We start from the raw sequence: 13,632 nt of genomic DNA, 5'->3' as shown, positions 1-13,632 counted from the left end.
ACGCGGCTCGCCACGCGGTACGCCGGCCATCCCGCGCTGGCGATGTGGCATGTGCACAACGAATACGGTGTCCCGGTCTCGGCCTGCTACTGCGAGAGCTGCGCCGCCCACTTCCGCCGCTGGCTCCGGGCGACGTACGAGACGGTCGACGCGGTCAACGAGGCCTGGGGGACCGCGTTCTGGGGCCAGCGGTACGCGGACTTCGACCAGATCAACCCGCCCCGCGTGACTCCCACGGTCGGCAACCCGGCCCAGGCGCTGGACTACAAGCGCTTCGCCGACGCCACCCTGCGCGAGAACTTCGTGACCGAGCGCGACATCCTGCACCGCCTCTCACCCGGCGTACCGGTCACCACGAACTTCATGACCGCTCTCAGCCAGTGCGACTCCATCGACTACTGGGCCTGGGGGAGCGAGGTCGACCTGGTGACCAACGACCACTACCTGATCACCGACGGCCGGCGCACGCATGTGAACCTCGCGATGGCCGCCGACCTCACCCGCTCCGTGGCGGGCGGCGCGCCCTGGCTGCTGCTCGAACACTCCACGTCCGGCATCAACTGGCAGCCCCGCAACCCGGCCAAGGCCCCCGGCCAGATGGCCCGCAACTCCCTCGCCCATGTGGCCCGCGGCTCCGAGGGCGCCCTGTTCTTCCAGTGGCGGCAGTCTCGGCGCGGAGCGGAGAAGTTCCACTCGGCGATGCTGCCGCACGGCGGTACGGACACACGGGTGTGGCGCGAGGTGGTCGAACTCGGCGCGTCCGTCGACTCCTTGAGCGAGATTCGCGGCACCCGAACCGTCGCCGACGCGGCCGTGCTCTGGGACTGGCAGTCCTGGTGGGCGCAGAACCTCCAGTGGCGCCCCAGCGAGGACCACGACGCGCGCGAGCGCGCCGACGCCTTCTACGAAGCCCTCTACGACCGTCACCTCACGGTGGACTTCGCCCACCCCGAAGCCGACTTGTCGCCCTATCCCCTTGTCGTCGTGCCCGCGCTGTATCTGATGACGGAAGCCGCCGGGCGGAATCTGACGGAGTACGTGGAGAACGGCGGAACCCTCGTCGTCTCGTACTTCTCCGGCATCGTCGACGAGCACGACGCCGTGCACGACGGCGCGTACCCGGGACCGCTGCGGGACGTACTCGGCCTGACCGTCGAGGAGTTCTCGCCGCTGCTGCCGGGCGACCATGTCCGCATCACCGGCCCCGAGGGCTCCGAGCTCACCGGCGACGTATGGACCGAGTTCGTGGTGCCGCGTGGTGCGGACACCGTGTGGACGTTCGCCGACGGGCTCGCCACGGGCCGTCCCGCCATCACCCGGCACCGGCTCGGCGAGGGCTCCGCATGGTACGTCGCCACGCGCCTGGCATCCGACGGCCTGGACGCCCTCCTCGGCTGGGCCGCCGACGACGCCCGGATCACACCGCGCGCCGAGCTGCCGCGCGACGTCGAAGTGGTGCGCCGCACCGGCGAGTCCGGCACCTACCTCTTCGCGATCAACCACACCTCGTCGGACACCAAGGTGCCGCTGGAGGCGCACGGCACCGAGCTGCTGACGGGCGAACCCGCCGCGGGCCGCCTCGCGGTACCGGCGGGGGCCGTCCGGGTCGTACGGCTCGACGGCTGAACCGACTCCCTCCGCCCGTGCGAGCCCACGAGCCGCGGGCGGAGGGGCACCCCCCATCCCCACATGTCGAAGGGACGACGGACGACGATGTTCCATCCCAGACGCACCCTCAGAGCCCTGCTGCCACCGCTCGCGGCCGGGCTCGCCCTCGCCGCTCTGCCCGCACCGTCGGCGCAGGCGGCGAGCACGCTCACCAACACCGGCTTCGAGGCGGACGGCGCCGGTGCCGCCACCCCCAGCGGTTGGTCGGAGTACGGTTCCACCGGCGCCTCCTTCAGGGAGTCCGGTGGCCGCAGTGGCAGTTACCGCCTGACGCACTACTCCTCCTCCGCGTACAAGGTGGAGACCTACCAGTACCTCTCCGGGCTGACCAACGGGAACTACACCCTTCGGGCCTGGGTGCGCTCGGGCGGCGGCCAGAAGTCCGCCTACCTGGCGCTCAAGAACTGCGGAAGCGCCGAGCAGCGCACCGACCTGCCGGTCTCCAGCAGCGGGTGGATACGGATCGTCGTCCCCATCAGAGTGACGAACAACCAGTGCACGATCAGCATCAACTCCGACGCCAACGCGGGTAACTGGATCAACGTAGACGATCTGACGTTCACCTCGGGCACGACACCCGGACTGGCCGTCAAGGGATCTGACGTCTCGTCACTCGCCAAGAGCGAGGCCCGGGGCGGCGTCTACCGGACCAGCTCCGGATCGACCGGGGACGCGCTCGCCATCCTCAAGTCCGCCGGGCAGAACTACGCCCGCCTCAAGGTGTGGGTGAACCCGGCCGACGGCTACAACAACAAGGCGCGCGTGCTGGCCATGGCCAAGCGGGTCAAAGCGCAGAGAATGAAGCTGCTCGTCGACTTCCACTACTCGGACACCTGGGCCGACCCCGGCGCCCAGTCCAAGCCGTCCGCCTGGGCCGGCCACTCGTACAGCCAGTTGAAGACGGACGTCTACAACCACACGTACGACGTTCTGAGCGCGCTGAAGGCGCAGGGCACCACGGCCGACATGGTGCAGGTCGGCAACGAGATCAACGGCGGCATGCTCTGGAACGAGGGCTCCACCAACAACTGGTCCCAGCTCGCCGGGCTGCTCAACTCGGGCTACGACGCGGTCAAGGCGGTCAACTCGTCCACGACCGTGGCGCTGCACCTGGCCAAGGGCGGCGATCTCGCGGGCACCCGCTGGTGGTTCGACAACGCGGTCAACAACGGCGTGAAGTTCGACGTCATCGGGCTGTCGTACTACGGCTACTGGCACGGCTCGCTCTACGACTTCCAGACCACCCTCGACGACGCGGCGTCCCGGTACGGCAAGCCCGTATACGTCGCCGAGACGGCCTACCCGTTCCGGCTGGGCAGCGAGGACGCGCACGAGGACATCATCAACACCACCGGTGAGCTGGTGTCCGGGTACCCGGCCTCGACGGCCGGGCAGACCGCCTGGCTGCGGGACATCATGAACATCGTGGAGGCCGTCCCGAACGGCCGCGGACTCGGCGTCTTCTACTGGGAGTCCACCTGGACCGCGGTCAGCGGCAACGGCTGGGACCCGACCGACCCGTCCTCCGGCAACGGCTGGGAGAACCAGGCACTGTTCGGCTACGACGACCGGGCGCTTCCGGCGATGTCGCTGTTCAACCGCCGGTGACACCCTGATACGGAGTCCGCCCACGCACCGCGTGGGCGGGCTTTCCGTCATGTACCGCGGCTAACGCCGACTACCGCCGCTATCGCCGATCATCGCCCCCGCCCCCGCCCTCGGCCCCGCCGTCCGTCCAGAACGGCCGACGCAGCTTGAACTTCTGCAGTTTCCCCGTCGCCGTGCGCGGCAGCGAGTCGACGAAATCGACCCGCTTGGGGGTCTTGAAACCGGCGAGCCGGGTACGGCAGTGGGCGATCAACTCCTCGGCCGTGACACCCGATCCGTCCGTCACGACGAGCGCGGTGACCAGCTCGCCCCATCGGGTGTCGGGGATCCCGATGACGGCCACCTCGCGCACCGCCGGATGCGAGGTGATCACGTCCTCCACCTCGATCGACGACACGTTCTCGCCGCCGGAGATGATGACGTCCTTCTTGCGGTCGGAGATCACCAAGTAGCCCTCGTCGTCGACGTATCCGCCGTCGCCGGTGTGGAACCAGCCGCCCGCCTGCGCCTTCGCCGTCTCCTCGGGCTGGTCCCAGTAGCCGTCCAGGTTGTGGTTCGAGGCGGTGAGTACCTCGCCGTCGACGTCCACGTCCACGCGCACGCCGAGCGCGGGCACGCCTGCCCGCCCGAGTCGGCGGGCGCGTTCGGTGGACTCCAGGTCGTCCCACTCCTCACGTCCGCGGTTGACCGTGACGAGCGGGGAGGTCTCGGTGAGGCCGTAGATCTGGATGAACTCCCAGCCGAGCTCGCCCATCACGCGCTCGATGGTGCGGGTCGGCGGCGGCGCGCCGGCGCAGACGATGCGGACCCGGTCGCGTCCGGGAATCTCGCCGTCCCAGTCGGCCGCCGCGTCGAGCACGGCGTTCAGGACGGCGGGCGCCGCACACATCAGGGTGACACCGTGCCGTTCGACGCGGCGCAGGATCTCGGCGCCGTCGATCTGACGGAGCACGATGTGGCGGCCCCCGACGCCCGTGACGCCGTACGGCATGCCCCAGCCGTTGGCGTGGAACATCGGCAGGGTGTGCAGATAGACGTCACGGTCGCTGATCGTGGTGTGCAGACCGAACACGGTCGCGTTCAGCCACAGATTGCGGTGCGTGAGCTGAACTCCCTTGGGCCGGGCGGTCGTTCCGGATGTGTAGTTGATGCTGGCCGTGGCGTCCTCGGCCGGCTCCGGCCACTCCCGCGGCGCCGTGCCGTGGCGGAACAGCTCCTCGTCGTCATGCCGGCCCCACACGAACTTGTGCTTGACGTCCAGCGTGTCAAGCATGTCCGCGCAGGACGCGTCCGCGTAGACGACGGAGGCGCCCGAGTGCCGGACGATGTAGTCGATCTCCGGCTGAGTGAGGCGGAAGTTGACCGGCACCAGGACGCGCCCCCACCCGGAGACACCGAAGAACGAGGTCAGCAGCCGTGCCGAGTTCTGCGAGACCACCGCGACCCGGCCGCCCACGGGGACGCCGAGATGGTCGAGCCGGGCGGCCTGCGCACGGGCCAGCGCCGCCAGCTCCCGGTAGGTGAGCTCTCCCAGGCTCGGTCCTGGCTGCTCCGGTTCGTCCACGACGGCGACGCGGTCCGGATACACATGGGCCGCGCGGTCGAGGAAGTCACGGACGGTCAACGGGTAGTACACGACAGCACCTCCGGGTCGGTGTTCCTACGTATGTACCTCAGTCGTCACCGGAGGTACGTACCCCCGCCGTCACCGCGACGCGCGCGCCGCCGCCCGTCGCTCCAGGATCGTGAGCACCCGCTCGCCCCAGCGGATGTTCTCCGACTCGAAGGCGATACCGCCCAGCAGGGTGAGATACGGGCCCACCCGCTCGGCCTCGGCAAAGAACTCCTCCTCGCCGCGTCCGTCCAGCAGCCGGAGCCGCAGGCGCTCGTACCGGGCCAGCTTCGCCCGGGACCACTCGACGCGTTCCTCGACGGACGCCCGTACGGCCGCTTCGTCGCCCTCGTCCACGGCCTGCAGCTTGACCAGCAGCTCGTCGCGGATCGCGGTGGGCCGGGGCGGCTCGGCGGTGAAGTCGCGCAGCGCGCGCCGGCCTGCCTCCGTCAGTGCGAAGAGCCGCTTGTCCGGCCTGCGCTCCTGCCGTACGACCCTGGCCTCGACCAGCCCCTCGGATGCCATGCGGTCCAGCTCGCGGTAGAGCTGCTGGGGCGTCGCCATCCAGAAGTTGGCCACAGACGCGTCGAAGTTCTTCGCCAGGTCGTAGCCGGACGCCTCGCCGTCGAGCAGTGAGGCCAACAGGGCGTTGCGCAGTGCCATGCGGAGAGCGTACTCTCCGACACACCTAATCAACAAATTGACTATGAGGAGTGTAATGAACCCCTTCCGTAAGGCGGTCGAGGACGGCGATCACGGGGCAGTCGTCGACCTGCTCGCCGAGGACGTCGTGTTCACCAGCCCGGTGGTCTTCAAGCCGTACGCCGGAAAGGCCATCACCGCCGCGATCCTGGGCGCCGTCATGCGTGTCTTCGAGGACTTCCGGTACGTCCGGGAGATCGCCGACGCTGACGGCCGCGACCTGGTCCTCGTCTTCGAAGCGCGCGTCGGGGACCGGGAGATCCAGGGCTGCGACCTCCTGCACTTCGACGAGGACGGCCGGATCGACGACCTCATGGTCATGGTCCGTCCGCTGTCGGCCGCCCAGGCACTCCAGCAGGCGATGGCGGCCCAGTTCGACCGCATCGCGCAGGAGGCGGCGGGCGCCTGATCAGCCTGCGGAGTTAGCCTGATCTCCTGCCGCGACCAGGAGAGGCACGCCCATGACAGCTCCCCACTCAGAGCAGGTGGACGGACCCGGGGAACTTCGCGTGTCCGCCCCGCGGCCGTCGGTGTGGCGCGGGCAGGGTCCGGTCGTGGCGGTGGTCGCGGCCGGCGGCGCGCTCGGCGCGAGCGCCCGGTACGCGGCCTCGCTGATCTGGCCCGCGCAGACGGGCGCGTTCCCCTGGGCGACGTTCTGGGTCAACGTCTCCGGGTGTGCCGTGATCGGTGTCTTCATGGTCGTGATCACTGACGTGTGGGCGGCCCATCGGCTGGTCCGCCCCTTCTTCGGCACCGGTGTGCTCGGCGGCTTCACCACCTTCTCGACGTATGCCGTCGACATCCAGAAGCTGGTCGACGCGGGCCGTCCCCGGGCCGGCCTCGGATATCTCGCCGCGACCCTCGTCGGCGCGCTCGCGGCGGTATGGCTCGCGGTGACGGCGACGCGCCGGGTACTGGAATGGAGACGGCGATGACCAGGCTCACCGGCGCGGCACTGCGCCTGACGATCTTCATCGGCGAGAACGACACCTGGCACCGCAAGCCGCTGTACTCGCAGATCGTGCACCGGGCGCGCGAGGCGGGGCTCGCGGGCGCGAGCGTGTTCCGGGGCATCGAGGGATTCGGCGCGTCCTCACTGATCCACACCTCGCGGCTGCTGTCGCTGAGTGAGGACCTGCCCGTGGCCGTCGTCATCGTGGACACGGAGGAACGTGTGCGCGCCTTTCTGCCGGAGCTCGACGAGCTGGTGGGGGAGGGGCTGGTGATGCTCGACGACTGTGAGGTCATCCGGTACATCGGACGCGAGGAAGGCAAGAAGTCCTCGTGAACTGGCTGTTGGTGATCGCCGGCGGAATGGTCGGCGCACCCCTGCGTTATCTCACCGACCGGGCGGTGCAGTCCCGGCACGACACGGTCTTTCCCTGGGGCACCTTGACCGTGAACGTCGTCGGCAGTCTGATCCTGGGCGCGCTGACCGGTGCTGCCGCGGCGGGAGCGGCCTCCTCGCACCTCCAGTTGCTGCTCGGCACCGGCCTGTGCGGGGCGCTCACCACTTACTCGACGTTCTCGTACGAGACCCTACGGCTGGCCGAGGACGGGGCCCGTCTCTACGCCGCCGCCAATGTGACCGCGAGCGTGGTCGCGGGGCTCGGCGCGGCATTTGCCGGGGTTTCGATCGCTGAAGCCCTGTGGGCGTAGTCCGCAGGTCCGGGCTCCTGGTCGCCGGAGTGCTCTGAGAAGGCGGGGGCCGGCGGGTTGCCCGTGAACCCTTGACAGTCACCTCCCATTCCCCCCAGGATCACCTGCGTGAACCTGTCAGACAGCCAGACAGGTGGCTCGATGCCGCGTCGCGTCAGTGCGATGGAAGCGGTGCTCAGTCATCTGCGCAGTGCGATCGAGCGTGGCGAGTACGCCGTCGGGGACAAGCTGCCCTCCGAGGCGGAGCTGTGCCGGAGTCTCGAGGTGAGCCGGCCCGTGCTGCGGGAGGCTCTGCGGGCCCTGCAGACGATGGGCCTGACCGTCTCCCGTACCGGCAAGGGCACGTTCGTCGTCTCCACCGGGCCGGTCGTGGACCCCACCTTCGGTGACTACGCGGCCAGCGACCTCATAGAGGTCCGGCGCCATGTCGAGATCCCCGTCGCGGGCTACGCCGCCGTGCGCCGCACGCCCGAGGACCTCGACCACCTCGCCCACCTGCTCGACCGGATGGAGCGCGAGACCGACACCACCGCCTGGGTGGCCATGGACACGCTCTTCCACCTCGCCGTCGCGCAGGCCGCGCAGAACCCGGTCTTCCGGCGCGTGATCGAGGAGATTCGCGACGCGCTGGCCCGCCAGTCGGCGTTCCTCAACGAACTCGGCGGCCGACGCGAGCAGTCCAATCGCGAACACCGGGCCATCGTCGAGGCGTTGATCGACCGCAGCGCGCATGACGCCACCGAGGCCATGTCCCACCACCTCGACCGTGTCGAGACGACCCTCACCGCGATCGTGCGCCCCGAGGGTCTTGACAGCCCCGAAAACACGAACACCCCCACAGAAGGCGAGACCCCGGCGTGAGTGAGCAGTCCCTCCACGAAGAGCTAAGTAAGCCGGCCAGTCACGTGGACGCCGGAGACGAGGGGTACAGCAAGTCCCTGAAGTCCCGGCACGTCAACATGATTGCCATTGGCGGCGCGATAGGCACCGGACTCTTCCTCGGTGCCGGCGGCCGCCTCGCCGACGCCGGTCCTTCGCTCTTCATCGCGTACGCCGTCTGCGGCATCTTCGCCTTCCTCGTCGTCAGAGCCCTCGGTGAACTCGTCCTGTACCGGCCGTCGTCCGGCGCCTTCGTGTCGTACGCCCGGGAGTTCCTCGGTGAGAAGGGCGCGTACACCGCGGGCTGGATGTACTTCCTGAACTGGGCGACCACCGGCATCGCCGACATCACCGCGGTCGCCACCTACACCCACTACTGGGGGATGTTCTCCGACATCCCGCAGTGGGTGATCGCGCTCATCGCGCTCGCCGTGGTGCTCACCGTGAACCTCATCTCGGTGAAGATCTTCGGCGAACTGGAGTTCTGGTTCGCGATCATCAAGGTCGGCGCGCTGGTCGCCTTCATGCTCATCGGAATCTTCCTGCTGGTCACTCAGCAGCCCGTGGACGGGACCACCCCGGGTCCCTCGCTGATCACCGACAACGGCGGCATCTTCCCCAACGGCCTGCTGCCGATGCTGCTGATCGTCCAGGGCGTCGTCTTCGCGTACGCCTCCGTCGAGCTGGTCGGTGTCGCGGCGGGCGAGACGGAGAACCCCGAGAAGGTCATGCCGAAGGCCATCAACTCCATCATGTGGCGCGTCGGTCTCTTCTACGTCGGCTCGGTACTGCTGCTGTCGATGCTGCTGCCCTGGAACAAGTACACCGCCGGGGAAAGCCCGTTCGTCACCGTGCTCTCCAACGTCGGCATCCCGGCCGCGGGCGGTGTGATGAACCTGGTCGTGATGACCGCCGCCATGTCCAGCCTCAACTCCGGGCTCTACTCGACCGGCCGCATCCTGCGCTCCATGGCGATGTCCGGCTCGGCGCCGAAGTTCACCTCCGTGATGAGCCGCAGCCAGGTCCCGTACGGCGGGATCCTGCTCACCAGCGGGATCTGTGTGCTCGGTGTCGGCCTGAACTTCGTCGTCCCCGCGGACGCCTTCGAGATCGTGCTGAACTTCGCGGCCATCGGCATCCTCGCCACCTGGGGCATGATCATGATCAGTCACCTGGTGTTCTGGCGCAAGACGCAGGACGGGCAGTTGGAGCGGCCGAGCTACCGGCTGCCGGGCTCGCCCTGGACGGAGCTCGTCACGCTGTTCTTCCTCGCCTCCGTGCTCGTGCTGATGTACGCCGACGGGGGACCGGGACGTACGACGGTGCTCTGTCTGCCGATCATCGTGGCGGCGCTGGTGGCGGGTTGGTACGGGGTGCGCGGCCGGGTGGCGGCCGTACGAAAGTCGGGGGTGGACGCTTGAGCCTCAACACGCTTGCCGAGTACGGCAGTTCACTCGCAGAGGCGCCCGCTGTACGCGAACCGCTGCACGCGCCCGTGGCTCATCTCGTGCGCAGCGGTGTCATCGAGGGCATCCACTACGGCTCGGTCGTCGTACTCGGCGCCGACGGAGACGTGGAACTGCAGATCGGCGACATCGAGGCGGCCTTCTATCCGCGCTCGGCGCTCAAGCCCGTACAGGCCGTGGCGCTGCTGCGGGCCGGGCTGCCGCTCGAAGGGGAGCTGCTCGCGCTCACCGCGGCCAGCCACTCCGGCGAGGAACGGCATCTCGCCGGAACCCGGCGGATCCTGGAGCTGGCCGGGCTCGCCGAGGACGACCTGCGCAACGTGCCGGACCTGCCCTTCGACCCCGTCGTCCGGGACGACTGGATCCGCGCGGGGCGGCTGCCGTCCCGGCTCGCCCAGAACTGCTCGGGCAAGCACGCGGCGATGGTGTACACGGCGCTGCTGAACGGCTGGTCGCTCGACGACTACCTCGATCCCGCGCATCCGCTCCAGCAGGCGATCGCGGAGCTCGTCGAGGACCTCACCGGGCAGGCGGTCGCGCATGTGTCCGTCGACGGCTGCGGGGCGCCCCTGTTCTCCGTTTCGCTGCACGGGCTCGCGCGCGCCGCGGCCCGGATAACCACCGCCCCGCCCGGCACCCCCGAAGCGCGCGTGGCCGACGCGATGCGCGAGCACGCCGAGATGGCGTCCGGAACGGGGCGCGACGTGGCCGCGCTGATGCGGGCCGTGCCGGGGCTGCTCACCAAGGACGGCTTCGAAGGCGTACACGTCGCGGCGCTCCCTGACGGCCGTGCCATCGCCGTGAAGATCGCCGACGGGGCGGACCGGGCCCGTGTGCCCGTGGTCGCGGCCGCCCTCGCGCGCTGCGGCGTCGACCCGGACGCGCTCGCCGAGTTCGTTCAAGCGCCGTTGCTCGGGGGTGGCGCGGTGGTCGGGAGCATCCGGCCGGCCCGTGCACTCGAACCGCTCCCGCAGGTCTGATCGTCCCCACCCTCAGAGAGAAGAGGTCGCAGTCACATGACCCTCCGCAGAGAGCACGACCTGCTCGGCGACCGCGACGTGCCCACCGAGGCGTACTGGGGGATCCACTCCCTGCGCGCCAAGGAGAACTTCCCCATCACGGGCACCTCCATCTCCGCCTACCCGCACCTCATCGTCGCCCTGGCCGCCGTCAAGGAGGCTGCCGCCCGCGCCAACGAGGAACTCGGCCTGCTGGAGCCCCGCAAGGCGGCGGCCATTATCGAGGCCTGCCGGGAGATCCGAGACGGGAAGCTGCACGACCAGTTCGTCGTCGACGTGATCCAGGGCGGCGCGGGGACCTCGACGAACATGAACGCCAACGAGGTCGTGGCCAACCGGGCGTTGGAACTGCTCGGCCACCCCAAGGGCGCGTACGAGTTCCTGCACCCGAACGAGGACGTCAACCTCGGCCAGTCGACCAACGACGTCTACCCGACCGCCGTCAACGTCGCCACGGTCTTCGCCGTGCGCGGCCTGCTCCAGGCGATGGCGGTACTGCAGGACGCCTTCGCCGCCAAGGCCGTCGAGTTCCGCGACGTGCTGAAGATGGGGCGTACGCAGCTGCAGGACGCGGTGCCGATGACGCTCGGTCAGGAGTTCTCGGCGTACGCGGTGATGCTGGAGGAGGACCGCAGCCGGCTCGCCGAAGCCGTCGAGCTGATCCACGAGATCAACCTGGGCGCGACGGCGATCGGCACCGGGCTCAACGCGCCCGCCGGGTACGCCGAGGCCGCGCGCCGGCACCTCGCGGACATCACCGGGCTGCCGCTGGTCACCGCGGTCAACCTCGTCGAGGCCACGCAGGACTGCGGGGCCTTCGTCCAGATGTCCGGGGTGCTGAAGCGGATCGCGGTGAAGCTCTCGAAGAGCTGCAACGATCTGCGGCTGCTGTCGTCCGGGCCGCGCGCGGGTCTGAACGAGATCAACCTGCCGCCGGTCCAGGCGGGTTCGAGCATCATGCCCGGCAAGGTGAACCCGGTGATTCCGGAGGTGGTCAACCAGGTCGCCTTCGAGGTGATCGGCAACGACGTCACCATCACGATGGCCGCCGAGGCGGGACAGCTCCAGCTCAACGCCTTCGAGCCGATCATCCTGCACGCGCTGTCGGAAAGCCTCACGCATCTGCGCGCCGCCTGCCTGACGCTCGCCGAGCGCTGCGTCGCCGGGATCACGGCCAACGAGGACGTGCTGCGCGAAGCCGTCGAGAACTCCATCGGGCTGGTGACCGCGCTCAACCCGCACATCGGGTACGAGGCGGCCACCGGCATCGCGAAGGAGGCCCTCGCCACCGGTCGAGGCGTGGCCGAACTCGTCCTCGAGAAGGGCCTGTTGCCCGCCGACCGGTTGGCCGCCCTGCTGCGGCCGGAGGTGCTGGCGGGTTCACGGGCCGGCTGAGTCGCGCGGGTGCCCGTGGTGCGCAAGGGTCGGGCGCACGATGATGGCGCGGGCACCCGTGCTCACCCATCGGTCTGCGTGAGGGACCGGTGTCGCGCTTCGCGGGGATTGCGGCCCCGCGGCGGTCGGCCTGGCGGCGGGAGTCCGCGTCGGCCAACGGCGGCTGCGGCACAGGCTGCGCGCCTGGTGCGCTTCGCGGGGTTCGTGCTCTTGCGCTGTGCGGGGGCTGGTGTCGGGTTGTGTGGGCCGTGGCTCTGCGGCGCGTGCCGGCCGCGCGCCAGGGGGAAGGTGTCTGGCCCGGGTGCCTGTGCGGCTCGATGGCGGCAGGCGCCTCGTGATGCTCGCGCCCCGGTGCCGTGCGGCGGCGCCGCACCGGCACTGCCGGCGGCGGCACCGGCGGGCCTTTGCGTTTCACGGAGCCGGTGGCAGGCTGCGTCGGGGCAGGCGTGGGCTTCGCGGGGCGTACGCTCTCGCACCCCGCCGGTATCGGTGCGGCTGCGGAGGCGCGCGCCGCGCTTCCCGGATTGGCGGCTCGGAGCGGTATCGGCTCTCTGGGATCGCACTCGGCCCCGAGGCCGAGCGGCAGAATGGTGATCATGGCAGAGGTTTCGTCGTCCCCGACCTTTCAACCGGTCCTCGAACGCATCGCGGCCGAGATCGAGAACACGCCCGGGCGTGGCCGATCCGCCGACTACATCCCGGCGCTCGCCGCGCGCGACCCGCGCCGGTTCGGCATGGCCGTCGCGGAACCGGACGGCACGGTGTACGGGGTGGGGGACTGGCGGCAGCCGTTCTCCGCCCAGTCCATCACGAAGGTCTTCACTCTCGCGCTCGTTCTGGCGGGCCAGGGCGACTCCCTGTGGGAGCACGTCGGCCGCGAGCCCTCCGGCAACGCCTTCAATTCGCTGGTGCAGTTGGAGTACGAGAACGGCATCCCGCGCAACCCGTTCATCAACGCGGGCGCGCTCGTCGTCACCGACCGCCTCCAGACCCAGACCGGCGACGCGGCCGGCGCCCTCCTCGGCTTCCTGCGCGCGGAGAGCGGCAACGCACACCTCGCCATCAACAAGGACGTCGCCGCCTCCGAGTCCGCCCACGGCGACCGCAACGCCGCGCTCGGCCACTTCATGGCGGCGTACGGAAACATCGACAACCCGGTCCCGGTCCTCCTCGACCAGTACTTCCACCAGTGCTCCATCGAGGCCTCCTGCGCCGACCTCGCCCTCGCCACCAGCTTCCTGGCCCGTCACGGCATCCGCTCCGACGGCACACGCCTGCTGACCCGCAGTCAGGCCAAGCAGATCAACGCGATCATGCTCACCTGCGGCACCTATGACGCGGCGGGCGAGTTCGCGTACCGGGTCGGTCTGCCCGGCAAGAGCGGCGTCGGCGGCGGGATCATCGCCGTTGTGCCCGGCCGCTGCACCCTGTGCGTGTGGAGCCCTGGCCTGGACGAACGGGGTAACTCGGTGGCCGGCCTCGCGGCCCTGGACCGCTTCACGACGCTGACGGGAGTGTCGGTGTTCTGACGGTCGGCCCACGACGTCCCACGCGGCGGACGCCGCCCGGTAACACGGCGGACATGCTGTGGCTGCCGCTCAGAGGGAAGTGCGTCGCTTTCCGG

The 13,632-nt window shown here is 69.7% G+C and carries 13 protein-coding genes and 1 pseudogene; 12 read left to right on the top strand and 2 right to left on the bottom strand.

Features of this window, described 5'->3' with window-relative positions; genetic code table 11:
- The 3 genes and pseudogenes from FE633_RS49845 to FE633_RS26545 form a co-directional block, all read left to right on the top strand.
- Positions 1 to 711 (top strand): annotated as a pseudogene (locus FE633_RS49845) (beta-galactosidase); the annotation flags it as partial.
- Positions 700 to 1,626 carry a beta-galactosidase gene (locus FE633_RS49840; RefSeq protein ID WP_425473230.1) on the top strand — a complete coding sequence of 309 codons (927 nt, stop codon included), beginning with the start codon at positions 700 to 702 and terminating at the stop codon, positions 1,624 to 1,626. The pseudogene FE633_RS49845 and the gene FE633_RS49840, both read left to right, overlap by 12 nt.
- A gap of 87 nt (positions 1,627 to 1,713) precedes the next feature.
- Positions 1,714 to 3,276, top strand: coding sequence for a glycoside hydrolase family 53 protein (locus FE633_RS26545; protein ID WP_138047710.1), 1,563 nt, complete (start codon positions 1,714 to 1,716; stop codon positions 3,274 to 3,276).
- A 79-nt stretch (positions 3,277 to 3,355) separates the two neighbouring features.
- On the opposite strand, the gene FE633_RS26540 is transcribed toward FE633_RS26545, so the two are convergent.
- Together FE633_RS26540 and FE633_RS26535 are read right to left on the bottom strand one after the other, a co-directional pair.
- On the bottom strand, positions 3,356 to 4,912 hold the full coding sequence (locus FE633_RS26540) for an AMP-binding protein (RefSeq protein WP_138047709.1): 1,557 nt from the start codon (positions 4,910 to 4,912) through the stop codon (positions 3,356 to 3,358).
- A 69-nt stretch (positions 4,913 to 4,981) separates the two neighbouring features.
- A complete protein-coding gene (locus FE633_RS26535) occupies positions 4,982 to 5,551 on the bottom strand; it encodes a PadR family transcriptional regulator (RefSeq protein WP_138047708.1) in 570 nt (189 codons plus the stop codon).
- A gap of 55 nt (positions 5,552 to 5,606) precedes the next feature.
- Here FE633_RS26535 and FE633_RS26530 point away from each other — a divergent pair, with 55 nt between their 5' ends.
- The 9 genes from FE633_RS26530 (at position 5,607) to FE633_RS26490 (ending at position 13,537) form a co-directional block, all read left to right on the top strand.
- Positions 5,607 to 5,999, top strand: coding sequence for a nuclear transport factor 2 family protein (locus FE633_RS26530; protein ID WP_138047707.1), 393 nt, complete (start codon positions 5,607 to 5,609; stop codon positions 5,997 to 5,999).
- Positions 6,000 to 6,051: 52 nt separating this feature from the next.
- Positions 6,052 to 6,525, top strand: a complete 474-nt coding sequence (gene crcB / locus FE633_RS26525; protein WP_138047706.1) for a fluoride efflux transporter CrcB — start codon at positions 6,052 to 6,054, stop codon at positions 6,523 to 6,525.
- The gene (locus tag FE633_RS26520) at positions 6,522 to 6,878 is read left to right on the top strand and encodes a DUF190 domain-containing protein (protein ID WP_138047705.1); all 357 of its coding nucleotides are present in this window, start codon (positions 6,522 to 6,524) and stop codon (positions 6,876 to 6,878) included. Before crcB (FE633_RS26525) ends, FE633_RS26520 begins: the two co-directional genes overlap by 4 nt.
- Positions 6,875 to 7,249: a fluoride efflux transporter CrcB gene (gene crcB, locus FE633_RS26515; protein WP_138047704.1), complete on the top strand. Its 375-nt coding sequence runs from the start codon at positions 6,875 to 6,877 to the stop codon at positions 7,247 to 7,249. Before FE633_RS26520 ends, crcB (FE633_RS26515) begins: the two co-directional genes overlap by 4 nt.
- 108 nt (positions 7,250 to 7,357) lie before the next feature.
- Positions 7,358 to 8,110: a FadR/GntR family transcriptional regulator gene (locus tag FE633_RS26510; protein ID WP_138047703.1), complete on the top strand. Its 753-nt coding sequence runs from the start codon at positions 7,358 to 7,360 to the stop codon at positions 8,108 to 8,110.
- Positions 8,107 to 9,549 carry an amino acid permease gene (locus FE633_RS26505; RefSeq protein ID WP_138047702.1) on the top strand — a complete coding sequence of 481 codons (1,443 nt, stop codon included), beginning with the start codon at positions 8,107 to 8,109 and terminating at the stop codon, positions 9,547 to 9,549. Before FE633_RS26510 ends, FE633_RS26505 begins: the two co-directional genes overlap by 4 nt.
- Positions 9,546 to 10,574 (top strand): asparaginase, encoded by a 1,029-nt coding sequence (locus tag FE633_RS26500; RefSeq protein WP_138047701.1) that lies wholly within the window; start codon positions 9,546 to 9,548, stop codon positions 10,572 to 10,574. The genes FE633_RS26505 and FE633_RS26500 overlap by 4 nt, the downstream gene beginning before the upstream one ends.
- A gap of 36 nt (positions 10,575 to 10,610) precedes the next feature.
- Positions 10,611 to 12,008: an aspartate ammonia-lyase gene (gene aspA, locus FE633_RS26495; protein WP_138047700.1), complete on the top strand. Its 1,398-nt coding sequence runs from the start codon at positions 10,611 to 10,613 to the stop codon at positions 12,006 to 12,008.
- A gap of 587 nt (positions 12,009 to 12,595) precedes the next feature.
- Positions 12,596 to 13,537 carry a glutaminase gene (locus FE633_RS26490; RefSeq protein WP_138047699.1) on the top strand — a complete coding sequence of 314 codons (942 nt, stop codon included), beginning with the start codon at positions 12,596 to 12,598 and terminating at the stop codon, positions 13,535 to 13,537.
- Positions 13,538 to 13,632 lie beyond the last annotated feature (95 nt).

The organism is Streptomyces montanus (assembly GCF_005786655.1).
Taxonomy (GTDB): Bacteria; Actinomycetota; Actinomycetes; order Streptomycetales; family Streptomycetaceae; genus Streptomyces; species Streptomyces sporangiiformans.
Note: the sequence above shows the minus strand (reverse complement) of the source record. Positions and strands in the feature narration are given on the sequence as shown.

Bases quoted from the DNA above. Each gene is read 5' to 3' on its own strand.
- FE633_RS49840 (WP_425473230.1), top strand. From the start codon at position 700: ATGCTGCCGCACGGCGGTACGGACACACGGGTGTGGCGCGAGGTGGTC.
- FE633_RS26545 (WP_138047710.1), top strand. From the start codon at position 1,714: ATGTTCCATCCCAGACGCACCCTCAGAGCCCTGCTGCCACCGCTCGCG.
- FE633_RS26535 (WP_138047708.1), bottom strand. From the start codon at position 5,551: ATGGCACTGCGCAACGCCCTGTTGGCCTCACTGCTCGACGGCGAGGCG.
- FE633_RS26530 (WP_138047707.1), top strand. From the start codon at position 5,607: ATGAACCCCTTCCGTAAGGCGGTCGAGGACGGCGATCACGGGGCAGTC.
- crcB (WP_138047706.1), top strand. From the start codon at position 6,052: ATGACAGCTCCCCACTCAGAGCAGGTGGACGGACCCGGGGAACTTCGC.
- FE633_RS26520 (WP_138047705.1), top strand. From the start codon at position 6,522: ATGACCAGGCTCACCGGCGCGGCACTGCGCCTGACGATCTTCATCGGC.
- aspA (WP_138047700.1), top strand. From the start codon at position 10,611: ATGACCCTCCGCAGAGAGCACGACCTGCTCGGCGACCGCGACGTGCCC.
- FE633_RS26490 (WP_138047699.1), top strand. From the start codon at position 12,596: ATGGTGATCATGGCAGAGGTTTCGTCGTCCCCGACCTTTCAACCGGTC.